Here is a 22654-nt window from a genome sequence, read left to right as displayed (position 1 = left end):
ATGCCGTGGCGGGGCGGGGCTGTTGGAATGTGCATCCAATGCGTATGCACATACTGACCGGTACCTCCCGAGGAGTCCCCACGTGACTGTCTCTGCCTCCGCCGCATCCCGCGCCGCCGAGATCCTGTCCCGGCCCGTTTCGCTGGGCGGTCTGACCGTCCCGAACCGGATCGTGATGGCACCGATGACCCGCATGTTCTCCCCGGGCGGCGTCCCGGGTGAGGACGTGCTGTCGTACTACGCGCGCCGCGCCGCCGCCGGAGTCGGCCTGATCGTCACCGAGGGCACCTACGTCGGCCACGACTCGGCCGGCCAGAGCGACCGCGTCCCCCGCTTCCACGGTGAGGAGCAGCTCGCGGGCTGGGCGAAGGTCGCCGAGGCCGTGCACGCGGCGGGCGGCACGATCGTGCCCCAGCTGTGGCACATCGGCATGGTCCGCAACCAGGGCGAGCCGCCGGTCGCGGACGCCCCCGCCGTCGGCCCCTCCGGGCTGCGCATCGGCGCTACGGAGCCCACCGGCAAGGCCATGACCCAGGCCGACATCGACGCCGTCATCGGCGCGTTCGCCGAGGCCGCGGCCGCCGCCGAGCGCATCGGCTTCGACGGCGTGGAGCTCCACGGCGCCCACGGCTACCTGCTCGACCAGTTCCTCTGGGAGGGCACCAACCGCCGCACCGACGCCTACGGCGGTGACCGGGTCGCCCGCGCCAAGTTCTCGGAGGAGATCGTCGCGGCCGTCCGCGAGAGCGTCTCCGCCGACTTCCCCGTCATCTTCCGCTACTCCCAGTGGAAGCAGGAGGCCTACGACGCCCGTCTCGCCGAGACCCCCGAGGAGCTGGAGGCCATCCTGACCCCGCTCGCGGCGGCCGGCGTCGACGCCTTCCACGCCTCCACCCGCCGTTACTGGGTCCCCGAGTTCGACGGCTCCGACCTCAATCTCGCGGGCTGGACCAAGAAGCTCACCGGCAAGCCCACCATCACCGTCGGCTCGGTCGGCCTGAACGGTGACTTCCTCAAGGCCTTCCAGGGCCAGGGCGCCGAGGTCGGCGACCTCGACAACCTCCTCGACCGCTTCGAGCGCGACGAGTTCGACATGGTCGCCGTCGGCCGGGCGCTGCTCCAGGACCCGCAGTGGGCCCAGAAGGTGCTCGACGGCCGCTTCGAGGAGCTGGCGCCGTACGACGCGGCGGCGCTGAAGTCCCTCAGCTGACCCCGGAATCCATGACGACGACCGGGTTCCGCCCGTGACGGGCGGTTCCTCCGAGGAGTCCCGCACCGGTGGTCCGGCCGACCGCCGGTGCGACCGACCCGGCAGGCCCCCGGGAACGGCGGCGCGCTACAGGTTGCCCATCGGCTCGATGTCGACCCGCACCGGCGTCCCCCACACCCGCAGCACCTCGTAGTCGGTGAACTCGTGCACCAGCCGGTACGCCATCGCGGCCCGGGGCGCACGGCGCTGCGCGGCGATGAACAGCTCGGCCTCCCGGCGGTCCCGGCGCGGGGTGCCGCACAACTGCCAGGCCTGGCCGTTCCACAGCTCCGCCAGCCAGCGCTGCTGGGGCTGGGGGCGGTCGCCTCGCACGCCGTAACGGGACTGCACGGGTTCGACGGGCTGCTCGGGGTTCGGGCCGGGCCCGTTGAACTCGTCCCGGCGGGCGGCCCGGCGCCGCGTCTCGCACAGCAGACAGAGGTCGGGAGCGCCCTTGTCGACGGGGCCGTTCGGATGCTCGGGGCAGCGTGTCGTGGGCTTGGCGGCCGTGACGCTCTCCTCCAGCAGCTCCAAGGCCCGCTTCAGATCCGCCTTGACCTCGTGCAGCTTGGCGTCCGGGGTGTCGGACCCCAGAGCTTCGCCGTGCTCCCCGAGAAGACGGAGGGCACGGCCTAGGGCGGTGAGCTGGGCGTGGTTCATACGTCCATTGTCGACCACGAGAAGGCCGTCACCGGAGCCGCGAACCGTGACGACCCGTCCGAGCAGCCGGCGTGGCGGCGGGCCGGGCCGTTGCCCGGGAACTGGCGTTCCGGCGGGACCGCACGCTCGCGCGGTTGCGGTGAGCCGGGGCGCGGACCGCGTTGTATATCGTGGCGGGCGCCATCGAACGTCCGAGTGACCAGGGGGACCCGGGACATGAGCGCGTCCAGCACGGCTGTGGCGGCCGACGGCGCAGGAGGGACGGGGACTTCGGGGCCGGTCCCGTCCGGTGGGCGCAAAGCCGTCAGTTCCGCGCTGTGGGCCGTGCTGGTGCCGGCGCTGCTGCTGCTCGGTTCCGTGCTCGCGCAGTGGGCGACGTGGCTCGGCGTGGTCGTCGCGCTGGCGACCATCGCGGTCGCCGCCTGTGTCGTCGGGGGATCCTGGCACCGGGCCGGGGCGGCGACGCTCGTCTCCTTCGGCGGCTTCGCGCTGATGCTGTTCGCCGGGCCCGCCGCGTACGAGGGGTACATGAAGGCCGTCGGAGAGCCCGTCGACGCCGTGGTGACCCGGGTGGCCGACCGGGACCAGCGGCGCGGGCCGGACATGTTCTGCACGCTTCGGGAGCTCGGCGGGGACCGGAAGACGTACGAGGTGTCCCAGCAGGAGAACTGCTTCGGGCAGGCACGGCCTGGCGACCGCGTCGAGATCCTCAAGGATCCCCTCGGGCTGCTCGACCCCAGGCTGCCCGACAGCCCCGACCAGCGGAACACCACCGAGATCACGCTCGCGGTCAGCGCCGCACTGACGCTGCTCGTCGCCGCGGGCACCTTCTACGCCGGGCAGCGCCGCCGGGGCTGAGGTCCCGGAACCAGCTCCACGAACCGGCTTGACCCTCACGCTGCGTGAGGCCGGAAGGTGGGGTGCATGAGCGACTACTACAACGCGTTCGAGATGAGTCCCGTGCCCCCTCCCGGCCCCGACGCGGTCGCGCCGGAGCCGTTCCGCGGCATCTACGGGATGCCCGCGTTCGTGACGATCCCCACGACCGATCTGGCGGCCTCGGCGGACTTCTGGGCTGGTGGGCTGGGGTTCTTCCAGCTGTTCAGCATCCCCGGCACGGTGGTGCACCTGCGCCGGTGGGCGTTCCAGGACGTACTCCTCGTCTCGGCGGAGAGCGTTCCGGAGCGGGCACCCGCGATGAGCGTCAGTTTCGCGTGCGTGCTCGACCAGGTCGACTCCATCGCCGAGGCCTGTCGTGCGCTGCGGCCGGACTCGGTCGACGGTCCACGGGACACCCCCTGGACCACCCGCGACGTGGAGGTGATCACCCCCGAGAACGCACGGATCGTCTTCACCGCGGCGAGGGTCGTCGATCCGGCCGGCCAGGAGGCGAAGGACCTTGAAGCAGTCGGCATCACCCCACCGGGCGTCGGTCGCGGCGACAATGAGGAGCATGCCTGAAGTCACTGACGTCGACGGCCTGACCGTCGGTCAGGTCTCGGCGCTGCTGGGCGTGACGGTCCGCGCGCTGCACCACTGGGACGAGATCGGTCTGGCGCGACCGTCACTGCGCACCGCTGCCGGATACCGGCTCTACACCACGGGTGATCTGGAACGCCTGCACCGCATCGTCGTCTACCGGGAGATCGGTCTCGGCCTGGACAAGATCGGGGCCATCCTGGACGACTCGACCGCGGACGTGCCGAGCGCGTTGCGGGCGCAGCGCCGCCAGGTCGCCGAACGGATCGAGCGCCTCCAGCAGCTCAGCGCCGGGCTGGACCGGATGATCGACGCCCATGAGCGCGGCCTGCTGCTGACCGCCGAGCAGCAGGCCGCGCTCTTCGGCCCCGAGTGGAACGCGGACTGGCCCGCCCAAGCCCGTCAGCGCTACGGAGACACGACGCAGTGGCAGCAGTACGCCGAACGCTCCGCCTCTCGCGGTCCGGAGGAATGGCGGGCCGTCACCGACGCGGTGGCCGGCGTCGACCGCGCACTCGGGGACGCGATGGACGCCGGCGTCACACCGGGCAGCCCGGAAGCGGATCGGCTCGTCGAGCGGCACCGCGAGGTGTTCGCTTCGTACTTCCCCCTCAGCAGGGAGATGCAGGTCTGCCTCGCGCGCAGGTACGAGGCCGATCCGGGATTCGCCGCCCACTACGACGGCATCCGCCCCGGCCTCGCCACGTGGTTCCGTCGCATCGTCGACGCCAGTGCGCGCGCCCACGGCATCGACCCCGACACCGCGACCTGGCAGTAGAGCGCCCAGGAACGCGGGGCCGGCCGCTCCGCCGGAACAGCCGCTTCGCCGGGACCGGCCGAGTCAGCCGGCCGCCGCCAGGGCCGCCCGCAGATGCCCGCCGGATTCCTCCAGCAGCCGCGCCGCCGTCGGGCCGTCCACGTCGGCCAGGATCGTCAGGATCGCGTTCTTCACCTCGCCGTCGGTGGCGGTGAGGGCCTCCTCGATCTCCTTGTCGTCGGCTCCGGTCGCGAGGGCGACGATGCGGTGGGAGCGGGCGCGGAGTTTGTCGTTGGAGGCGCGGACGTCGACCATCAGGTTCCCGTACGTCTTGCCCAGGCGGATCATCGTGATCGTCGAGATCATGTTGAGGACGAGCTTCTGTGCCGTGCCCGCCTTCAGGCGGGTGGAACCGGTGAGCAGTTCGGGACCCACGACGATCTCGATGCCGTGGTCGGCGGCGGCCGCGAGGGGGCTGGCGGCGTTGCAGGCGAGGCCGACGGTGAGGGCGCCGTGCTCGCGGGCGTGCTCGACGGCGCCGATGGCGTACGGGGTGCGGCCGGAGGCGGAGATGCCGACCACCGTGTCGGCCGGGGCCAGGCCGAGGCCGTCCAGGTCGGCCCGGGCCAGTTCCCGGGAGTCCTCCGCGCCCTCGACCGAGGTGACCATGGCGGACGGACCGCCCGCGATCAGACCGACCACCCGGGACGGGTCGGTGTTGAAGGTGGGCGGGCACTCGGAGGCGTCCAGGACACCCAGCCGGCCCGCCGTACCGGCGCCCGCGTAGACCAGGCGGCCGCCCCGGGCCATCCGCTCCGCCACGGCGTCGATCGCGGCGGCGATCTCCAGCAGCCGCGCCGCGACCGCCCCGGCCACGGTGGCGTCCTCGCCGTTCATCAGCCGCGCGATGTCGAGCGTGGGCAGCCGGTCGATGTCCGCGAGTTCGGGCCGGAAGGCCTCGGTGGTGAGGGACTCCAGCTCGGTTCTGAGGTCGCGGGGGGCGCGGGGGTCGGAGGTGGAGGTCATGGACGGCTCTTTCCGTGTCTTTCCGGTGCTGGGCGGGGCGGCGGCCTCAGGAACGGTGCCGGTGGGCCAGCGCCTCGTACGACGCCGAGAGCGCCGGCGCCGCCGTCTCGTACGTCCGCTGCGCCACCCCCACGAAGAGGCAGTCCACCACAAGGAGCTGACCGGTCCGGGACGACATCGCCGCGGGGCGCAGCTCGCTCTCCCGCGCGGTGGAGGTGGTGAGGACGTGGTCGGCGTACTGGGTGACCGGGCCGTCGGGGCGGCCGGTGATCGCCACCGTCGTCGCCCCGCGCTCGAAGGCGACCCGCAGCGGCTCGATGACGTCCCCGGTCGAACCGGAGTGCGTGATGGCGATCGCGACGTCGCCCGCGCGCAGTTGCACGGCGTTGGTGACGGCGAGATGCGGGTCGCTGTGGGCGTGCGCCATCAGTCCTATGCGCAGCAGCTTCTGCGTGAGGTCCTGGGCGACCAGGCCGGACGCCCCGACCCCGTACACGTCGGTGCGGCGGGCTCCGGTCAGCGCGGTGACGGCCGCGCCCAGTTGGACGGTGTCCAGGCCGGCGGCGGTGTCGGCGAGGGTCTGCTGCTCGTCGTAGGCGAGCTTCGCGACCACGTCGGCGATCGGGTCGTCCACCGCGATGTCCGTCGTGATGGCCGGGGCGCGGCCGGACTGCTGCTGCGCGGCGAGGCCGGCGAGGGCCAGGCGCAGGTCCCGGTAACCCGGATAGCCCAGCAGCCGGGCGGTGCGTACGACGGTCGCCTCGCTGGTGCCGGTGAGCTCGGCGAGGCCGGTGACCGTGAGGGCCGCGCAGCCGGCCGGGTCGCCCGCCACGGCCTCGGCGACGCGCTGCATGGAACGCGTCATCGACGGGCCCAGGGTGCGGACCTTGGCCGCGAGGGCGGCGGGCGCGGGCGGGGTGCCGAGCGTGCCGACCATGGGCCCGGGACCACCTGAGAAAGTTTCCTTCACTTCACGGGTCACCCCTGAAAGATATTTTCGGCTCGGTGTCCCGGTCAAGAGTGCGCACAATGGGGGCATGGACCCCACTAGCCCACTGGAACAGGCGCTGCACGCCGCGCGCGCCCTCGTGCTGGCCGACCTCATGGCGGGACGCGTCGCCGACGCGGACGTCGTGTCCCTGGTGGAGGAGTCCGTCGTGCAGCGGCGCTGGTGGGTCGAGCAGTGGCCGGAAGGCGCCGCGTACGTGGCCGGTCTGGTCGCCCAGGACGTGCAGGACGCCCTGCTGGAGCGCTACGGCCGCTGGCCGCTGTGCCCGGTGTGCGGCACCGGCGACCCGCACGCGCTGGACGTACAGCCGGAGTTGGGGCCCGACCCGCACTGGGTGTGCGGCGAGGCGGGCGTGAAGGTGGCCGCGGTGGGATCGCTGGGCGAGGCCATCGGCGGGGCCGCGTCCTCGTGAGGCCCTGGTGACGATCTACATCGACCCGCCGACCTGGCCGGGCCACGGCCGCATGTGGTCGCACCTGGTCAGCGACGTCTCCTACGACGAACTGCACACCTTCGCCGAACGCCTCGGCGTGCCCCGGCGCGCCTTCGAACGCGACCACTACGACATCCCCGCCGGGCGGTACGCGGACGCGGTGGAGGCCGGGGCCGTGGAGGTCAGCAGCCGCGAGGTGGTGCGGCTGCTGCACGGGGCGGGGCTGCGCCGGCCGAAGGGCCGGGCTCAGACGCCGGGTTCGCGCAGTTCGTAGGTGACCTGCTCGTCGTCCTCCGCGACGGCCTTGAACCCGGCGCGGGCGAGGACGTTGTGCGAGGGCGTGTTGTCCCGCTCGACGTTCGCGACCACGATCCGCGCCTCCGGCCGGTTCAGCGCCCACGTCGACAGCGCGATCAGCGCCTCGGTGGCGTAGCCGTGGCCGCGGGCCGCTTCGACCAGGTCGTAGCCGACCTCCACCCGGCCCGCCTCGTCCGGGACGCTGTGGAACCCCATGGCGCCGAGCGCGCGGCCGTCCTCACGGCGGACCAGTACGTACGTGCCCCACTCCGGCCGGTGGACGCCGTCCTCGTACTGCTTGAACACCAGGCCGGAACCGACCCGGGTGCCCTCCATCGGGCCGCCCTCGATCCACTCGAAGCCGCCGTCGCCGACGGTGGCCAGGTCGTTCGCCGCCGCCGGGGTGACGCCCTGGAGCGTGAGCCGGTCGGTGGGGATCACGTGGTTGTTGTTCCACCGCCACGCGGTGACCGGGGCGCGGCCGGGCAGGCCGGCGCGGCCGGTGGCCCACAGCAGCGTCCGCCACGGGGTCGGGCCGGGCCGCACGTGCGGGAAGATCCGGGTGAGGACGAAGTCGCACAGCTCCGGGTCCGGCTCGAACGCCACGCCCAGCCCCTCGGCCACGTCGTGGGTGTGCAGCAGCACCTCGGCCACGCCCATCGCCGCGAACCCCTCACGGTTCGCGCTGCGGAACGGATACGGATGGAAGGCCCGCACCTCGCGCGGCGTCGTGCGGATCGCGGCGGCGAACAGGGCCCCCATCGTGCGGATCACCCGCACCGCGCCCGCGTTGTCGGTCCCCTCCTCCAGCGACATCTCGAAGGGCGTGTAGCTCTCGGGCTCCCGCCCGGCCAACTGCCCCGCGTACCCGATGAGATCCTCGGCGATGTGCACGGCCGTCTCCCGGCAGCTCCACTCCAGCCGCCCGGCCCGCACCCCCTCCCAGTCCCGGTCGGTGACCGCCCCCAGAAGGCCGACGCACTCGTCGACGGCCCGCTCCACCTGTTCCGCACCCGTTGTCCACATGCTGGGCAGGCTACGAGGGGTCGTGGGGTCCGGGCGACAGCATTTCCAGCTCGGCGGCCAGGTTGTAGCGGGCCGTCGCCTCCCACTCCGCCGCTCCGTACGGGGTCCTGAACAGCCTCGGCAGGTCGAGCAGTCGGCGCAGGATCGCGGCTCGGCCCGTGCGGAAGGCGTCACTCGGGACGAAGTGGTACTCCTCGCGGACGGCGGTGGTGTAGGCGGCGTACACCGACGGGGGCGAGGCGAGGATCGCCAGGTCGGCGTCGCACAGGACCTGGCCGTCGGGGTCGTCGTCGGCCGGGTCGTGGCCGACGGTGAGCCGGACCAGCCGGGCCACCTCGGCGGTCTTCGCGTCGGGCACCCCGGCTTCCGCGAGGGCGCGTTCCGCGAGCCGGGCCGAGCGTTCCTCGTTCTCCGAGCGGTCGGGGAGGTAGACCGCGTCGTGGAACCAGGCGGCCAGCCGGACCACGTCCGGGTCCGTCGCGTACTTCTCCAGTACGTCGACGCGGTCGAGGACCGCCGTGAGGTGCTCGACCGTGTGGTAGCGGCGCTGCGGCTCCTGCCAGCGGGCCAGCAGATTGTCGGCGTAGGGCACCGGGTCCGGACCGGCGGCCGGGCCCCTGGCCGCTTCCAGGGTGCGGGCGAAGCGGGCGCGGAGGGCGTCGATGTCGGCCATGGGGTCATTCTCCCGCCGGCCCCGGACGGCACCTAGCGTGGGGGCATGACGACTCCTGCTGATGTGCCTGACGTACGGGACCCCGAGCAGCCCGGGCGGCTGCTCACGATCGAGCGTGACGCGCTGATCCCGCTGCTGCGGAGCCGGGCCGACGAGGACTTCGCGCTGCCCGTGGCCGCGTGTCCGGGCTGGTCGGTGCGGGCGGTGCTGGCGCACTGCTCGGCCGCGCTCACCCGGGTGGTGGAGAAACGGTTCGAGGAGGGGGTGTTCTCACCCGCCACGAACGACCGGGACATCGCCGAACGCGACGACTGGACCAACGCGCGGATCGTGGACGAGCTGGAGCGCGGTCTGTTCGAGGTGGGCCCCGTGATCGCCCGGGCGGACGGGAAACTGGACGGCCTCGCGCTGGGGGAGTGGGTGCACGCCGGGGACGTGCGCGAGGCCTTCGGGGAGCCCGGTGCGTACGGCGGGGCCGGACTCCCGGACGCGCTCGCGCTGCTCGCCCGGATCACCCGCGAGCGGGGGCACGTGCCGCTGCACGCCGACCTCGACGACCAGGACGAACCCCTGCGGCTGGGGGAGAGCGGCGGCGAGCGGCCCCCGGGCCGCTTCATCGGGGACGGTCCGACCCTGGTGCGGCTCTACACCGGGCGGCCGCTCGACGGGGCGCCGGGCTTCGAGCTGGCCGGGGTGGAGGCGAAGGAGCTGAACATCTTCGGCTGAGGCACCTCACCGGGGCGTGGGAGGCGGCGCGACTGGGCAGCGTAGTCTTTGATTGGACTAGACCTGTCGCCGAACGCCGACTCCATGCCGACGAAGGGGCCCCATGAGCAAGCGTGCAGTCCTGGAGGTGATCGCCCTCGACGTCGAGGACGCGGTCGCCGCCCAGGCCGGAGGCGCGGACCGGCTGGAGCTGGTCACCGACATGGCGGCCGACGGGCTCACCCCGCCGGCCGCCACCGTCGCCGGGATCCGCCGGGCCGTCGACCTCTCGCTGCGGGTGATGCTGCGGCTCGCCGACGGCTTCGCGGCCGGGGACGTCGACCGGCTGGTCCGGGTGGCCGCCGAGCTGCGGGAGGCCGGGGCCGGGGAGTTCGTGCTCGGGTTCCTGGACCCGGACGGCGGGGTGGACCTGGCGGCGGTGGAGCGGCTCGCCGGGGCCCTGGACGGCTGCCCCTGGACGTTCCACCGGGCGATCGACCGGGCCGCCGACCGCGACGCCCTGCGCAAACAGCTGGACGGGATACCCGGGCTGGACACGTATCTCACCGCCGGGTCGGCCGACGGGGTCGACGACGGGCTCCCCGTGCTGCTCGCGGAGGCGGCCCGCCGCGGGGAGCCGGGGTACGAGCAGCACCTGCTGGTGGGCGGCGGGCTCCGGCTCGACCACGTGCCGGCGCTGCTGGCGGCCGGGGTCGACGGCTTCCACATCGGCGGTGCGGCCCGGCCGGAGGGCTGGGAGGCGCCGGTGTCGGCGGAAGCCGTCGCCCGGTGGCGGACCGCCCTGGACGCCACCCCCGCGTGACCCCGACCCCGTCGGCCGAACGCATCCGCGTCATACGGGGAAGCAGGGAATGCGCCCGTGCGTTGTGCTGCTGTATGAGCCTGCGCTTCTCACTCATGGGTCCGGTACGAGCCTGGCGCGACGACGAGGAGATCGGACTGGGGCCGCGCCAGCAGCGGGCGGTGCTGGCGGCGCTGCTGCTGAACAACGGCATCCGGCTGAGCAACGACCAGTTGATCGGCATGGTCTGGGACGACCCGACGCCGAGCGCGGTGATGGCGTTGCGGACGTACGTGTACAAGATCCGCAAGACGCTGCCGGAGCTGAACCTGAAGTCCAGGGACGGCGGGTACACGGTCCGCGCGGAGATCGTCGACGACTGCCGCGGCGAGCCCCTGGAGGGCCTGCGCAGCGCCTACTTCGACGCCCAACGGGTGCGGCTCGGCGACCACCGGCTCAAGGCGCGGGAGGACTGCCTGGAACGCGAGCTCGACGTGCTGGAGCTACAGCAGCACGTCGCCGCCTTCCCGCTCAGGGAACGACCGCGCGCCCTCCTGATGCGCGCGCTCTACCTGGAGGGCAGACAGGGCGAGGCACTCGACCACTACCACCGGGTGCGCGCACTCCTCAACGAGGAACTCGGCCTCGAACCGGGGCCGGAGCTGCGCGAGGTCCACGCGCGGATCCTCGGCGGCGACCTCACCCTGCCGCGCAGGCCGGAGCAACTGCTGCCGGATCTGCCCGACTTCACCGGCCGCGCCGAGGAGATCGCGCAGGCTCTGCGGACGCTGCCGGGCACCGTGGGCATCACCGGTATGCGGGGCAGCGGCAAGACCGCGCTGGCCACCCGGATCGGCCACCTCGTCAAGCGCCGCTTCCCGGACGGGCAGATCTTCGTCAGGGGCAGGGACGTCGCGGGCGAGCTGTTGCGCGCGGTCGGTGTGGAGAACCCCGTCGGCGACAAGGCCGCACTGTGGCGGGAGAAGGCGCGCGGCAAACGGTTCCTGGTCGTGGTCGACGACGTGCAGGACGCGGCGAGCGTCCGCGATCTCGCCACGCCCGGCTCGGCGATGATCCTCACGAGCGTCCGCCGGTTGAACGAGCTGCCGGGGGTGACCTGGCTGGAGGTCGCCGGGCTGACCCAGCGGGAGGCGCGGGAGTTCTTCGCCAAGATCCTCGGCCCGGTACGCGCGGACGCGGAACCCGAGCAGGCCGAGGTACTGCTGGAACGCCTTTCGCGACTGCCGCACCCGATCAGGGTGATGGGCGGCAGGCTCGCCTCGCGTCCGCACTGGACGATCGGGATGGTTCTGCTTCAGATGGAGCGGGACAGCAGCCTCGCCGACGTGGTCCCGCCCGACTGCACCGCGATGCTGGCCCCGTTGATCGAGGCCGAGAAGCAACTGAGCGCTCCGGAACGGCACATGCTCTCGTGCTTCGCGCGCCAGGACGCCGAGGTGATCGACAGTCACGAGGCGGCGCGGATGTCCGGGGCCCACCCCGGTGAGATCGAGATGGTGCTGGAGTCACTGGCGGGCGTGCACCTGATCGAGCCGCTCGTACTCGGCCGCTACCGGCTGCCGCGGTTCGTGCGCTTCTACTTCGGGCTGCGGCTGCACACGGTGGCTTCCCCACGACCTGACCAGGCCGTATATACGGAAATTATGCTCTGACGATCTGGCACGGCCAGATTGGCGGACATGGCAACCAAGGAACTCCAGGACAAGAAGGCACTCGTCACCGGCGCCACGTCGGGCATCGGCCGCGCGATCGCGGTCAAGCTCGCGGAGGCGGGTGCCACCGTCTATGTGACCGGGCGCAGGGCCGAACTCGGCAAGGAGACCGTCGAGCTGATCGAGCAGGCGGGCGGGACGGGCCACTTCGTCGTCGCGGACGTCGCCGACATCGACGACGTCCGTAGGCTCGCCGAGGAGGTCGGCGAGGTGGACGTGCTCGTGAACAACGCGGGCGTCTTCCCGTTCTCGACGACCCCCGAGCAGTCGCTCGACAGCTACGCGCAGGTGTTCGACATCAACGTCCGTGCGACCTACTTCCTGACGGCCGCGCTCGTGCCGGCCATGGTGGCCAGGAACAAGGGCGCGATCGTCAACGTGTCGTCGGTCGCCGGGCAGATCGGCACCCCGGTCGGCTCCGTCTACAACGCCTCCAAGGCCGCGATGGACGCGCTGACCCGGTCGTGGGCCGTCGAGTTCGGCGCGGCGGGCGTCCGCGTCAACTCCGTGGCGCCCGGCCCGATCCGCACCGACATGGCCGTCGACACGGTGGGCGAGATGTTCGACGAGTTCAGCCGGAGCACGCCGCTCACCCGCGCCGGCGAGCCCGAGGAGATCGCCGAGGCCGTGGTGTTCCTGGCCTCCGACAAGGCCAGCTACATCACCGGCGCGGTGCTCAACGCCGACGGCGGCCTCGTCGCGACCTGAGCGGTCAGGGCGATGCCAGCTGCGGCGGCAGCCCCGCCGCGTGCGTGACGATCAGACCCGACACCGCTCGCGTCAGCGCCACGTACAGCCGCCGCAGCCCCGTCCGCTCGTCGGGCTCGCCGTCGACCACGGCCCGCGGCTCGTCCAGGACCACGTAGTCGTACTCCAGCCCCTTGGCGAGGGACGCCGGGACCAGGGTCAGACGGGTTTCCCGCGTGGTCTCCTCGCCCGGGCCGAGGTACGGGATCCCGGCCTCCGTCAGGGCGCGGGCCAGTTCCGGGACCCGGGCGTCCGCCGCGATCAGGCCTGTCGAGCCCTCGTGCCGCAGCGACTCGCGGCAGGCGCCGACCACATCGGCGGTAGCGGTGACGTTCCGGACCTCGAAGTGGCCCGGGTTCTCGCGGATCGACACGACCGGGGTGAGACCGGGGGCGATGTGCGGCAGCAGCCGGGAGGCGTAGGCGATGACGTCCGTCGGGACGCGGAAACCGGCCGTCAGCTCCTCGATCACCGCGTCCCGCTTGCCCAGGTGGGCCAGGGCCTCCTGCCAGTCGCGGGTCGCCCAGGGCGTGGTGCCCTGCGCCAGGTCGCCGAGGACCGTCGCGCTGCCGGTGGTGCACCGGCGGCCGACCGCCCGGTACTGCATGGGGGAAAGGTCCTGCGCCTCGTCGAGGACGACGTGCCCGAGGGAGTGCGTGCGCTGGATCAGGTCGGTGGCCTCGTCGACGAGGACGGCGTCGGCGGCGGACCACTGGGCGGACTTGACGCTGCGCGCGGGTTTCGCCCACAGGACCGCCTTCTGCTCCTCCTCGTCGAGGATCCCCTCCGCGTGTTCGGCGAGGAAGTCCGCGTCCGACAGCAGCCGCAGCACCAGCTTCGCCGGGTCGACGGCCGGCCAGACCGCTTTGACCGCCGCCTTGACCGCGGTATTGCGGGCCACCGCGTCCTGCACCCGGTCGTCCGGTGCCTCCCCCGAGCGTTCCATCTGCACCAGCACGGCGTGCGCGACGCGCTGCGGCAGGGCCTCGCGGGCGGCACCGTAACGGATGTCGCGGTCCAGCAACTGGCGGACGATGTCCTCCAGTTCGTACGCCGGGACGCGCCAGCGGCGCGAGCCGCGCACCACCACGACCGGCTCGGTGGGCATCGTGACGTGCGAGTAGAGGGCCCTGCGCAGCACCCGCGCCATCCGGGCGTCGCCCTTGACGACGGCGGCCGTCGCGTCGTCCGTGCCCTTGATCTCCACATGGGCCACGAGGTCTTCCACGGTGGCCTGCTGCACGGTCAGCTCGCCGAGGGCGGGCAGCACCTGCTCGATGTAGTGCAGGAAGGAACGGTTCGGTCCGATGACGAGGGTGCCGGTGCGGGCCAGCCGCTCGCGGTGGGCGTAGAGGAGGAAGGCGACCCGGTGCAGGCCGACGGCGGTCTTCCCGGTGCCCGGGCCGCCCTGCACACACACCGTGCCGGACAGGCCGGAGCGCACGATCTCGTCCTGCTCGGGCTGGATCGTCGCGACGATGTCCCGCATCGGGCCGACGCGCGGCCGCTCGATCTCCTGCTGGAGGAGTCTGCTGGTCTTCGCCGCCTCGGCCGGGTCCGACAGGTGCTCGTCCTCGTACGCCGTGAGGTCGCCGCCCGTGTAGCCGAAGCGGCGGCGCAGCGCGACGTCCATGGGGTCCTTCTTGGACGCGCGGTAGAACGGCTGCGAGACGGGTGCGCGCCAGTCGATCACCATGGGGTCGCCGTCGGCGTCGTGCACATGCCGCCGCCCGATGTAGAAGCGTTCCCCTTCCGCCCCTTCCGCCTCTTCTCTCGCGGGCGCGTGCAGATAGTCCAGCCGGCCGAAGAACAGCGGCGTGTCGCTGAGGTCGGCCAGGGCCTTGACGCGTTCCTCGATCTGGTGAGCCAGCACCTCGGCGTTGACCCAGTTCGCGGTGACGTCGCTGATGTCGAGGGCCTCGACGTCCTCGCGCATGGCACGCAGGGCGGAACGCGAGGCGGCGAGGTGGGAGCGCTCGCGGGAGAGGGGGTCGTCGACGGGCGTGGACAAGGGGGTGCCTCCGAAAGGACCTGCTGAACAGATGGCGGTGAGATGCCGGCCGGTTTCCGTCCGGTCGGCGGCACTCCCTCGGGGAGGCGGGCAAGAGCGGAGATCCTAGACGGGCGGGGGAGACGACCGCCAACGGTTTTTTCCCGGCCCCCGTCCCTCATCCCCTAGGGGGCGAGGGCCTTCTCCCTGAGGGGCTGGGGTCGGTCCGCAGGCGTACGGGCGGAGCGGGCAGGTTCGGTCCCGAGACCGACGCGGGCTTTACGGGAGGAAACGCACCATGGAGACATGAGCGCAGCAACCGTCTCCCCCGCCCCGGGCCCGGGCCGCCCGCCCGGTGCCACCGCAGTGACGGGCAGCCACCGCCACCGCCTCGGCGATGCCCTGCGTGCCGTCAAGGTCTTCGCGGGCGCCGCCTTCGACGTGATCATCCTCGGTCAGTACGGAGAGGAAGTGGGCGTGGTCCGCCGCAAGTGAGCCGGCGGACCCGCCGTTCTCAGCTCTCGGCCAGCAGTTCGTCCGCGTCCACGATCCGGTACGCGTACCCCTGCTCCGCCAGGAAGCGCTGCCGGTGGGCGGCGAAGTCCTGGTCGATGGTGTCCCGGGCGACCACGGAGTAGAAGTGGGCCTGGTGGCCGTCCGACTTCGGGCGGAGCACCCGGCCGAGACGCTGGGCCTCCTCCTGGCGGGAGCCGAACGTCCCGGAGACCTGGATCGCGACCGTCGCCTCCGGCAGGTCGATCGAGAAGTTCGCGACCTTGGACACCACGAGCACGCTGATCTCGCCCTCCCGGAAGGCGTCGAACAGCTTCTCCCGCTGCGCGTTCGACGTCTCGCCCTTGATCACGGGCGCGCCCAGGTGCTCACCCAGCTCGTCGAGCTGGTCGATGTACTGCCCGATGACGAGGATCTGCTGCCCGGCGAAGCGGCGCACGATCGCCTCGGTGACCTTCCGCTTGGTGTCGGTCGTCGCGCAGAAGCGGTACTTCTCCTCCGTCTCGGCCGTGGCGTACGCGAGCCGCTCGGCGTCCGTCAGGCTGACCCGGACCTCCACACAGTCGGCGGGCGCGATGTAGCCCTGCGCCTCGATCTCCTTCCAGGGCGCGTCGAACCGCTTGGGGCCGATCAGGGAGAACACGTCCGACTCGCGGCCGTCCTCGCGGACCAGGGTGGCCGTGAGGCCGAGACGCCGACGGGCCTGGAGGTCGGCGGTGAACTTGAAGACCGGCGCGGGCAGCAGGTGCACCTCGTCGTAGACGATCAGCCCCCAGTCCCGCGAGTCGAACAGCTCCAGGTGCGGATAGACGCCCTTCCGCTTCGTCGTCAGCACCTGGTACGTGGCGATCGTGACGGGCCGGATCTCCTTGCGCGTCCCGCTGTACTCGCCGATCTCGTCCTCGGTGAGCGACGTCCGCCTCACCAGCTCGTGCTTCCACTGCCGGGCGGAGACGGTGTTGGTGACGAGGATCAGCGTCGTGGACTTGGCCTGCGCCATCGACCCGGCGCCGACCAGCGTCTTGCCCGCACCACAGGGCAGGACGACCACGCCCGAACCGCCGTGCCAGAAGTTCTCCACGGCCTGCTTCTGGTACGGCCTGAGCGCCCAGCCGTCCTCGGCCAGCTCGATCGGGTGAGCTTCGCCGTCGACGTACCCGGCGAGGTCCTCGGCCGGCCAGCCCAGCTTCAGCAGGGTCTGCTTGATCTGCCCGCGCTCGGAGGGGTGCACGGCGACCGTGTCGGGGTCGATCCGGGTGCCGACCAGCGGGGCGACCCGCTTCGAGCGCAGGACCTCCTCCAGCACCGGACGGTCCGTGGTGGTCAGGACCAGGCCGTGCGCCGGGTGCTTGGACAGGGTGAGCCGCCCGTAGCGGTCCATCGTCTCGGCGATGTCGACGAGCAGCGCGTGCGGCACCGGGTAGCGGCTGTACTGCACCAGCGCGTCCACGACCTGCTCGGCGTCATGGCCCGCCGCGCGGGCGTTCCACAGGCCGAGCGGGGTCACCCGGTAGGTGTGGATGTGCTCCGGCGCCCGCTCCAGTTCCGCGAACGGGGCGATGGCCCGGCGGCAGTCGTCGGCCTGCTCGTGGTCGACTTCCAGCAGCAGGGTCTTGTCGGACTGGACGATCAGCGGACCATTCACGCGCGGCACCCTTTCCCGTGGCCGGACGGCTCGGACGGTTCGAACGACTCGGCCAAACGTCCAGTGTGCCTGATCGTCCGCCTCGGGTGGTGTGATGTGCACGGCCGAGGGACCGGCTCCAGTCCTACTGAATGCCTTTTCATCCCAACGTGTGGTGTGAATTCAGTTTTTCGACGGCGGCCACGAAGAATGGCGAACCGTGCAGAACACGCCGACGACCACGCTCGGATACGCCCTGTTCGCCACCCGCTGGCTCCAGGCCCCGCTGTACTTCGGGCTGGTGGCCGCCCAGGGCGTCTACGTCTACAAGTTCTTCAAGGAGCTGTGGACCTTAATCCTGATGTGCGTGAGCGGGCACGCCACCGAGACGTACGTGATGCTCGCCGTGCTCAAGCTGGTCGACGTCGTCATGATCGCCAACCTGCTGATCATGGTGATCGTCGGCGGCTACGAGACCTTCGTCTCGCGCATCGGCCTCCAGGGCCACCGCGACCAGCCCGAATGGCTCTCGCACGTCAACTCCAACGTGCTGAAGGTCAAGCTCGCCACGGCGATCGTCGGGATCTCCTCGGTCCACCTGCTCCAGATGTTCGTGGACGTCCACCACACCTCCCACCACGCACTGCTGTGGGGGACGGTGATCCACATGGCGTTCATCGTCTCGGCGGCGATCCTCGCGTACATGTCGGGCCCGATGGCCGCGCAGAGCGATCGCGGACATGCCGACCGTTCGGCAGCCGGCCGCTCTCCCGGTGACGCCTCCCGGACCGGCCACGCCCCCGAGGAGCACCAGCCCGAGGCCCCGGCCGTCGCGCTGCCCGCCCCGCGCCGGGCCGAGCCAGTCGCGGCCCCACCACTCGCGCGGGACCCACTCGCGCGGGACGCGGATGCCGAGGCCCGGATCCGCGCGGCCGGCTTCCCGGCGCGCAAGTTGCTGGAGGACTTCGACCAGAACCACCCCCGGCGCTTCGACCACGAGACCGTGGCCCGGCTCGGCAAGGCGGACTTCGTCACCGCCCGGCGCAACGTGGTGTTCGTCGGCCCGCCCGGCACCGGCAAGACCCACCTGGCCGTCGCCCTGGGCCTGCGGGCCTGCCAGGCCGGGCACCGGGTGCTGTTCGCGACGGCGGCCGAGTGGGCCGCCCGGCTGTCCGGCGCCCGGGCCGCGGGCCGGCTCGACGAGGAACTGGCCGCCCTCGACGCGCACCCCCTGCTGATCGTCGACGAGGTCGGCTACACGCCCTTCGACGCGGCGACCGCCGCCCTGTTCTTCCAGCTGGTCGCGCACCGCTACGAGCGGGCCTCGCTGATCGTCACCAGCGACCGTCCGCTCGGCCGCTGGGACGAGGTCTTCGGCGCCTCCGCCCCGGCGCTCACGGACCGCCTCGCCCACCACGCCGAACTCGTCCGGCTCGACGGCGACAGCTACCGGACACGCCGTACTACTTCGGCATGGGCAGAGTGACGTTGTTGATCAGCGGGCCCTCGACGGAGACACCCTCCGTGACCAGGGACTCGGGGCCGGCACCCGGCAGGGGCAACGGAAGCCCGGGCGGGGCCGCGGCGGCGGACGGCGCGAACACGGCCACGACGGCGACGGCGAGGAGAGCGACGGCGGGGAGCTTTGCACGCATGAGGACGACAGGCCCTTTCACGTAAGACCCTTTCACGTACGGAGCGGTGGGGGACGCCGTACCGCGGGCCGGCCCGGAACGCGGGGACCGGCCCCGACGGGTGCGCGGAGACGGCTCAGATCCGCGGCGTCAGATCTGCGGCGTCTCGATGACGAGACCGGCGACATCGATGCCGGCCGCCGCGGCCGGAGTGGCGAGCCCGCCGAACATCATCAGGGCGGCGGTGGCCAGGACGGCGGCGACTCGACGGGCAGCACGCATGCTGGGACTTCCTTTCGGCAGCGCTCACAGGACACCCGGTGGCTGCCCCCGGGCACCCGGCGCGATGCGACCCGCCCGGCAAGGTCGCCCAAGGGAGGGAACTCCCCGGCGTGGCGTGCATGAAGACCGGCGTACACCCGAACGGGTGAGACACGCCCGGCCGGTGGGGCGGCCGTCAGCCAACGTCGTCGGCGAGCTCCGCGACCCCCGTGATCCGGTGCAGCGGATACGTACGGACCTCGTCCGCCGTGTGGTCGTACGCCGTGACGAAGCCGCCCTCGACGCGGATCGGGGCGATGACCCGCTGGCTGGCGGTGCCCTCGGCGTTGACGTAGCCGATCCACAGGGCCTCGCCGGTCAGGACGGCGGCCTGCATGGTGGCGAGGGTCTCGGCGGAACCGGTGCGGGGCAGCTCACCGTCGGCCGAGGGCGCCGTGCCGGGCTTGCGCGGGGTGGTGGAGGCCAGGTCACCGGCCCGGATGGCGCGCAGCGCCGCCGCGAGGAGGGTGTCGTCGGGGACCGGCGGGCCGTCCGGGACCGGCTCGGGCGCGGTGCGGGGCGGGGTGCGGTGGGCGAGGGCACGGGTGATCAGCACATCGCCCTCGGCGGACTCGGCGGCCGGAGCGAACCCCATCGCGCGCAGCCCCTCCAGCAGCCCCGCGGGGTCGGCCTGCGCGGCCAGCACGGTCGGGGCGAGCCGGCGCAGCCCCAGCGCCGCGGCCCGCTTGTCGGCGAGGATCTCGCTGAGCACGGCGTCGTCGTCGCAGCGCACGTACGCCGAGGCCGCGCCCACCCGCAGCTGTCCGTGCCTGCGGGCCACGTCGTCGATCAGGTAGGCGAGCGGCTGCGGCACCGGCGTACGGGAGTGCGCGGCGAGGAAGGCGTGCAGGTCGGAGGCGGCCTGCCCGGCGTCGAGGGCGCGCCGCACCGAGCCGGGCGTGAACCGGTAGACGGTCGCCCCGCCCTTGGACTCCACGTCCGCGAGCACCCCGAGCATGTCGGCGAGGTGCTTCTCCAGCGGGCCGGGCGCGACCGCCGTCAGATCGGCCTGGAGCAGCACGTGATCCAGCGGTTCGGGCAGCAGGGGCGTCAGGAGCCGGACCGCGGCGGCGGAGGCGACGGCCTGTTCGGCCGGGGAGAGCCGGGCGCGCGGCGGGGCGGGCCGGTGGTGGTGCACGGGGAGCTTGTCGCCGGGACCGGAGGGTTCCTCCCCGGGGCCGGACGGCGCCGCCGGGGCGCCCAGCAGGGCCCGGCCGTGCGCCGACAGCGCGCCCCGGCCGGTGACACCCAGCAGCTCCGCCTCGGACAGCGTCCACTCGGCGAGCCGGCCGCGCAGGTCGTCCTCGCGCCGGTCGCCGCGCAGCGGTCGCTCCCAGCGCAGCCGGGCGAGCACCGACCCGGCGTCCGGCGCGGCGCCCTCGGGCAGCCCGGCCAGCAGCCCCAGCACCCGGTGCCGTACCTCGGGCGCCGCCGAACGGTCCAGGCCCTGCCCGAGCGCCGACAACGTACGGTCCTTCGCGTCCCGTCCGCCCACCAGACCGGCCGTCCGGGTCGCCGCGAGCCACGCCGTGGCCAGCCGCGACCAGCGCTCGGCGGCGGGCAGCTCCCGCCACTCGTCGTACTCCGGGGTCGCGGCGTACCGCTCGTCGGCCTCCCCGTCCGAGGCGATCAGGCCCGCCGCGTACGCCAGTTCCACCCAGAACGCGGCGACCGGCTCCGAGGTGTCCAGGGCGACGGCGGTCCGCTTCAGGTCCCGCACGCTCAGCCCGCCGGCCCGCAGCACCGCCGGGCCGCCCTCGTCCCAGTCCTTCAGCAGCTCCTCGACGGTCGCGAGCGCGGTGTACGCCTGCCCGGCCGCGGTGCTGTCCACAACCTGTGGACGATGAACGGCGGCGGCCTCGACCACCGGCGGCACCGGCTCGGGCGTCCGGTGCGCGAGCCCGCGCCGCAGATGCAGGGCGACCTCACGCGGCAGCACGACCGTCCCGGGCGCCGTCGGCAGCAGCAGCCCCCGGTCCAGCAGCCAGCGCAGCCGAGGCGCCGGGTCGGGCGTGACCTGGCCGTACGGCGGCCCCCACACCAGGCGCTCCAGCACCTCCAGGGAGTCGGCCGGGGCCCCGGCGAGCAGCGCGGCCATCCGCCTCCGGTGGGTGAACAGGCCGGTGAGGGCGGTCACCGCGGAGACCGAGTCGTGGGTCGAGGGCAGCCCGGCGGCCACGACGATCTCCTGGATCCGCCCCGGGGACATCCCGGCGGTGGCCTCCTGGACCGTCGGGCCGAGCCCTGTCGGCGACGGGTGCTGAGGCGAGGGGGCCAGCAGTTCGCGGGCCGTGCGCACCAGCCGCAGCCGGTCGTCGTCGCCCCAGACCAGGGCCTGCTCGCGCAGGGTGTCCAGGGCGTGCGGCAGGGCCGCGACGACGGCCGGGTCGGCGTCGTCCCCGGCCATGAGTCCGAGCAGCTCGTCGTAGGTCGCCGGGTCCGCCGCCACGGCCAGCGCCTCCGCCGTCTGGAGCGCGAACCGGTCCAGCCGCTCCAGGGCCCGCACGACCGAGGCCCTGGTGCCGGCCCGGGTCGCGAGCTGCGTGAGGTCGGTCGGCACGGGCGTGATGAGATCCGGCCGGCTGCGCAGGAGCCTGCCCAGCGACACGTCGTCCCGCCCGCGGAGCGCTTCCGCGAGGGAACGGGGGGCCGGGGGCCTGTCCTCGGTGCTCATCCGGTCCACGTTAGCGGGTCGCCTCCGGCGGGTGAGCGGACCGAGCGTGGCCGGGGGGCGGGTGCCGGGTGCCGGGTGGCGCCCGCCGAGCGCCGGGCGACGGGTGCCGGGTCGGTGTCGGGGCTTTTGTGCCACCCGCGCGCACTCGCGGTACCGTCGTCCGACGGCGTCAGCCAACGCACACGCCCCGGAGGGGACTTCGTGGGGATTGAGAGCGACCAGGTCGTTTACGAGTATCTGAGCCGCGTCGGCGACGTGGCCCAGCAGCGGCAGTTGTCGTCGGCCACCCGCATGCGCCTGGTCGCGGACCTGCGCGACGAGATCGACAAGCGCCGCGCGAAGGCCACCGTCGACTCGCCCGCCGCCGTCCGCCGCATCCTGTCCCGCATCGGCAGCCCCGACGACGTCGTGACGGCGGCCGCGGGCCGTACCGGCACCGGCACCGCGCCGGAGAGTGCGCCCGCCGCCGTTCCCGTGCAGCGCGACCGGGAGCCGCGTGCGGCGGTGGAGGAGCGCGGGGAGCGTCCGAAGGGGGTGCTGCGGCGCGTCGTGCCGCGTCCCCGCGCGGAGCGGTCCGCCGGGGAACCGCGCCCCGCCGCCTCCGAGGGCACGGCCCCGCCGCACCTGGCCGCCGCGAGCGAACTCGGGGACAGCGTGGTCCAGCCGGACTGGTGGCGGGTGGACAGCAGCCCGTTCGGTGTGGGCGACGAGGTGCCGGGGTTCGTGGGGGGTGTGGAGCTGCCGGACCTGCTGAAGCCGCCGCAGCAGCGGAAGGTGGAGGGCGAGGCGGGGAAGGCGGCTGAGAAGGACACCGTCCCTGTGGTTGAGGCGGCTGAGGCCGCTGAGGCGGTCGAGGTGGCGGAGAGGGCCGGAGCCCGGCGGCGGTTGCCGCGTCTCCCGGGCGGGGGGTGGAGCAACCCGCTCCTGCTGATCGCCGCGGGTCTCCTCGTCGCGGGTGCCGTTCTCGGCAACTGGTTCGTCCTGATTCTCGGCTGGCTCATCGCGTACGCCTCTCGGCGTCTGACCCAGGCGGAGACGAAGTGGGCGGTGGTGATTCTGCCGAGCCTTGCCGTGGGCGGGGGGCTGGTCTGGCTCTGGGGGAGGATGAACGGCCGTTGGGGTGCGCCGGTGGCCGAGGGGCATGTGAACGCTGCGGTGGCGGAGACGTGGCCGTGGGTGGTGCGGGGGGCTGCGGTGGCCTCGGCGTTGTTCCTGGTGTGGCGGTCTCAGCGGCAGCGGTGATGCTCGCCCCGGGGCGTTGTTGCTGAGGGCGGGGGGTTTCGCAGCCCGGCGATGCGGGGT

At 73.0% G+C, this 22654-nt stretch carries 23 protein-coding genes; 13 read left to right on the top strand and 10 right to left on the bottom strand.

What is annotated here, in order from left to right:
- Nucleotides 1-82 precede the first annotated feature (82 nt).
- A complete protein-coding gene (locus ABEA82_RS19245; RefSeq protein WP_345662780.1) occupies nucleotides 83-1210 on the top strand; it encodes an NADH:flavin oxidoreductase in 1128 nt (375 codons plus the stop codon).
- A gap of 126 nt (nucleotides 1211-1336) precedes the next feature.
- Here ABEA82_RS19245 and ABEA82_RS19240 read toward each other — a convergent pair whose 3' ends face one another.
- Nucleotides 1337-1909, bottom strand: coding sequence for a hypothetical protein (locus ABEA82_RS19240; RefSeq protein ID WP_345662779.1), 573 nt, complete (start codon nucleotides 1907-1909; stop codon nucleotides 1337-1339).
- Between the two features lie 216 nt (nucleotides 1910-2125).
- Between ABEA82_RS19240 and ABEA82_RS19235 the strand changes: the two genes are divergently transcribed.
- From ABEA82_RS19235 to ABEA82_RS19225, 3 genes are all read left to right on the top strand, one after another.
- Nucleotides 2126-2767 carry a hypothetical protein gene (locus tag ABEA82_RS19235; protein ID WP_345662778.1) on the top strand — a complete coding sequence of 214 codons (642 nt, stop codon included), beginning with the start codon at nucleotides 2126-2128 and terminating at the stop codon, nucleotides 2765-2767.
- Between the two features lie 66 nt (nucleotides 2768-2833).
- Nucleotides 2834-3370 carry a VOC family protein gene (locus tag ABEA82_RS19230; protein WP_345662777.1) on the top strand — a complete coding sequence of 179 codons (537 nt, stop codon included), beginning with the start codon at nucleotides 2834-2836 and terminating at the stop codon, nucleotides 3368-3370.
- On the top strand, nucleotides 3363-4166 hold the full coding sequence (locus ABEA82_RS19225) for a MerR family transcriptional regulator (RefSeq protein WP_345662776.1): 804 nt from the start codon (nucleotides 3363-3365) through the stop codon (nucleotides 4164-4166). The genes ABEA82_RS19230 and ABEA82_RS19225 overlap by 8 nt, the downstream gene beginning before the upstream one ends.
- 63 nt (nucleotides 4167-4229) lie before the next feature.
- Here ABEA82_RS19225 and murQ read toward each other — a convergent pair whose 3' ends face one another.
- Both murQ and ABEA82_RS19215 read right to left on the bottom strand, forming a co-directional pair.
- Nucleotides 4230-5171, bottom strand: a complete 942-nt coding sequence (gene murQ / locus ABEA82_RS19220) for an N-acetylmuramic acid 6-phosphate etherase (RefSeq protein ID WP_345662775.1) — start codon at nucleotides 5169-5171, stop codon at nucleotides 4230-4232.
- Nucleotides 5172-5217: 46 nt separating this feature from the next.
- Nucleotides 5218-6153, bottom strand: coding sequence for a MurR/RpiR family transcriptional regulator (locus ABEA82_RS19215; RefSeq protein ID WP_423655642.1), 936 nt, complete (start codon nucleotides 6151-6153; stop codon nucleotides 5218-5220).
- 55 nt (nucleotides 6154-6208) lie between these two features.
- On the opposite strand from ABEA82_RS19215, the gene ABEA82_RS19210 reads away from it, so the two are divergent.
- Nucleotides 6209-6592, top strand: coding sequence for a hypothetical protein (locus ABEA82_RS19210; protein WP_345662774.1), 384 nt, complete (start codon nucleotides 6209-6211; stop codon nucleotides 6590-6592).
- A 7-nt stretch (nucleotides 6593-6599) separates the two neighbouring features.
- The gene (locus ABEA82_RS19205; protein WP_345662773.1) at nucleotides 6600-6887 is read left to right on the top strand and encodes a DUF4031 domain-containing protein; all 288 of its coding nucleotides are present in this window, start codon (nucleotides 6600-6602) and stop codon (nucleotides 6885-6887) included.
- Here ABEA82_RS19205 and ABEA82_RS19200 read toward each other — a convergent pair.
- Together ABEA82_RS19200 and ABEA82_RS19195 are read right to left on the bottom strand one after the other, a co-directional pair.
- Complete coding sequence (locus tag ABEA82_RS19200) at nucleotides 6860-7912, bottom strand: GNAT family N-acetyltransferase (RefSeq protein ID WP_345662940.1); 1053 nt, start codon at nucleotides 7910-7912, stop codon at nucleotides 6860-6862. The two genes, ABEA82_RS19205 and ABEA82_RS19200, sit on opposite strands and share 28 nt — an antisense overlap.
- A 34-nt stretch (nucleotides 7913-7946) precedes the next feature.
- A complete protein-coding gene (locus ABEA82_RS19195; protein ID WP_345662772.1) occupies nucleotides 7947-8609 on the bottom strand; it encodes an HD domain-containing protein in 663 nt (220 codons plus the stop codon).
- A gap of 45 nt (nucleotides 8610-8654) precedes the next feature.
- Here ABEA82_RS19195 and ABEA82_RS19190 point away from each other — a divergent pair, with 45 nt between their 5' ends.
- From ABEA82_RS19190 to ABEA82_RS19175, 4 genes are all read left to right on the top strand, one after another.
- A complete protein-coding gene (locus ABEA82_RS19190; RefSeq protein WP_345662771.1) occupies nucleotides 8655-9335 on the top strand; it encodes a maleylpyruvate isomerase family mycothiol-dependent enzyme in 681 nt (226 codons plus the stop codon).
- A gap of 103 nt (nucleotides 9336-9438) precedes the next feature.
- A complete protein-coding gene (locus ABEA82_RS19185; RefSeq protein ID WP_345662770.1) occupies nucleotides 9439-10137 on the top strand; it encodes a copper homeostasis protein CutC in 699 nt (232 codons plus the stop codon).
- 95 nt (nucleotides 10138-10232) lie between these two features.
- A complete protein-coding gene (locus tag ABEA82_RS19180; protein WP_345662769.1) occupies nucleotides 10233-11789 on the top strand; it encodes an AfsR/SARP family transcriptional regulator in 1557 nt (518 codons plus the stop codon).
- A gap of 27 nt (nucleotides 11790-11816) precedes the next feature.
- Nucleotides 11817-12557: an SDR family NAD(P)-dependent oxidoreductase gene (locus ABEA82_RS19175; protein WP_345662768.1), complete on the top strand. Its 741-nt coding sequence runs from the start codon at nucleotides 11817-11819 to the stop codon at nucleotides 12555-12557.
- A 4-nt stretch (nucleotides 12558-12561) separates the two neighbouring features.
- On the opposite strand, the gene ABEA82_RS19170 is transcribed toward ABEA82_RS19175, so the two are convergent.
- Nucleotides 12562-14607: a HelD family protein gene (locus ABEA82_RS19170; RefSeq protein WP_345662767.1), complete on the bottom strand. Its 2046-nt coding sequence runs from the start codon at nucleotides 14605-14607 to the stop codon at nucleotides 12562-12564.
- Nucleotides 14608-14892: 285 nt separating this feature from the next.
- Here ABEA82_RS19170 and ABEA82_RS19165 point away from each other — a divergent pair, with 285 nt between their 5' ends.
- A complete protein-coding gene (locus ABEA82_RS19165; protein ID WP_345662766.1) occupies nucleotides 14893-15081 on the top strand; it encodes a hypothetical protein in 189 nt (62 codons plus the stop codon).
- A 19-nt stretch (nucleotides 15082-15100) separates the two neighbouring features.
- Here ABEA82_RS19165 and ABEA82_RS19160 read toward each other — a convergent pair whose 3' ends face one another.
- Nucleotides 15101-16744 (bottom strand): DNA repair helicase XPB, encoded by a 1644-nt coding sequence (locus ABEA82_RS19160; protein WP_345662765.1) that lies wholly within the window; start codon nucleotides 16742-16744, stop codon nucleotides 15101-15103.
- Between the two features lie 199 nt (nucleotides 16745-16943).
- On the opposite strand from ABEA82_RS19160, the gene istB reads away from it, so the two are divergent.
- Nucleotides 16944-18209 (top strand): IS21-like element helper ATPase IstB, encoded by a 1266-nt coding sequence (gene istB, locus ABEA82_RS19155; RefSeq protein ID WP_345662764.1) that lies wholly within the window; start codon nucleotides 16944-16946, stop codon nucleotides 18207-18209.
- Here the strand turns inward: istB and ABEA82_RS19150 are convergent.
- The 3 genes from ABEA82_RS19150 to ABEA82_RS19140 all read right to left on the bottom strand — a co-directional run bounded on the left by ABEA82_RS19150 (nucleotide 18187) and on the right by ABEA82_RS19140 (nucleotide 21352).
- Nucleotides 18187-18378, bottom strand: coding sequence for a hypothetical protein (locus ABEA82_RS19150; RefSeq protein ID WP_345662763.1), 192 nt, complete (start codon nucleotides 18376-18378; stop codon nucleotides 18187-18189). The genes istB and ABEA82_RS19150 overlap by 23 nt on opposite strands.
- 129 nt (nucleotides 18379-18507) lie before the next feature.
- Nucleotides 18508-18639 carry a hypothetical protein gene (locus ABEA82_RS19145; RefSeq protein ID WP_345662762.1) on the bottom strand — a complete coding sequence of 44 codons (132 nt, stop codon included), beginning with the start codon at nucleotides 18637-18639 and terminating at the stop codon, nucleotides 18508-18510.
- Between the two features lie 175 nt (nucleotides 18640-18814).
- On the bottom strand, nucleotides 18815-21352 hold the full coding sequence (locus tag ABEA82_RS19140; protein ID WP_345662761.1) for a helicase-associated domain-containing protein: 2538 nt from the start codon (nucleotides 21350-21352) through the stop codon (nucleotides 18815-18817).
- A 201-nt stretch (nucleotides 21353-21553) separates the two neighbouring features.
- Here ABEA82_RS19140 and ABEA82_RS19135 point away from each other — a divergent pair, with 201 nt between their 5' ends.
- Nucleotides 21554-22594 (top strand): hypothetical protein, encoded by a 1041-nt coding sequence (locus ABEA82_RS19135; protein WP_345662760.1) that lies wholly within the window; start codon nucleotides 21554-21556, stop codon nucleotides 22592-22594.
- The last annotated feature ends 60 nt before the right edge of the window (nucleotides 22595-22654 follow it).

The sequence above is a fragment of the Streptomyces venetus genome (genome assembly GCF_039540295.1).
Taxonomy (GTDB): Bacteria; Actinomycetota; Actinomycetes; order Streptomycetales; family Streptomycetaceae; genus Streptomyces; species Streptomyces venetus.
The sequence above is the reverse complement of the archived record's forward strand: the minus strand, read 5'-3'. Positions and strand labels throughout refer to the sequence as shown.

Coding starts and splice junctions, on each gene's coding strand:
- ABEA82_RS19185 (WP_345662770.1), top strand. CDS start 9,439: ATGAGCAAGCGTGCAGTCCTGGAGGTGATCGCCCTCGACGTCGAGGAC.
- ABEA82_RS19150 (WP_345662763.1), bottom strand. CDS start 18,378: ATGCGTGCAAAGCTCCCCGCCGTCGCTCTCCTCGCCGTCGCCGTCGTG.
- ABEA82_RS19240 (WP_345662779.1), bottom strand. CDS start 1,909: ATGAACCACGCCCAGCTCACCGCCCTAGGCCGTGCCCTCCGTCTTCTC.
- ABEA82_RS19225 (WP_345662776.1), top strand. CDS start 3,363: ATGCCTGAAGTCACTGACGTCGACGGCCTGACCGTCGGTCAGGTCTCG.
- ABEA82_RS19190 (WP_345662771.1), top strand. CDS start 8,655: ATGACGACTCCTGCTGATGTGCCTGACGTACGGGACCCCGAGCAGCCC.
- ABEA82_RS19235 (WP_345662778.1), top strand. CDS start 2,126: ATGAGCGCGTCCAGCACGGCTGTGGCGGCCGACGGCGCAGGAGGGACG.
- ABEA82_RS19145 (WP_345662762.1), bottom strand. CDS start 18,639: ATGCGTGCTGCCCGTCGAGTCGCCGCCGTCCTGGCCACCGCCGCCCTG.
- murQ (WP_345662775.1), bottom strand. CDS start 5,171: ATGACCTCCACCTCCGACCCCCGCGCCCCCCGCGACCTCAGAACCGAG.
- ABEA82_RS19140 (WP_345662761.1), bottom strand. CDS start 21,352: ATGAGCACCGAGGACAGGCCCCCGGCCCCCCGTTCCCTCGCGGAAGCG.
- ABEA82_RS19180 (WP_345662769.1), top strand. CDS start 10,233: ATGGGTCCGGTACGAGCCTGGCGCGACGACGAGGAGATCGGACTGGGG.
- ABEA82_RS19230 (WP_345662777.1), top strand. CDS start 2,834: ATGAGCGACTACTACAACGCGTTCGAGATGAGTCCCGTGCCCCCTCCC.
- ABEA82_RS19175 (WP_345662768.1), top strand. CDS start 11,817: ATGGCAACCAAGGAACTCCAGGACAAGAAGGCACTCGTCACCGGCGCC.
- ABEA82_RS19210 (WP_345662774.1), top strand. CDS start 6,209: ATGGACCCCACTAGCCCACTGGAACAGGCGCTGCACGCCGCGCGCGCC.
- ABEA82_RS19195 (WP_345662772.1), bottom strand. CDS start 8,609: ATGGCCGACATCGACGCCCTCCGCGCCCGCTTCGCCCGCACCCTGGAA.
- ABEA82_RS19165 (WP_345662766.1), top strand. CDS start 14,893: ATGAGCGCAGCAACCGTCTCCCCCGCCCCGGGCCCGGGCCGCCCGCCC.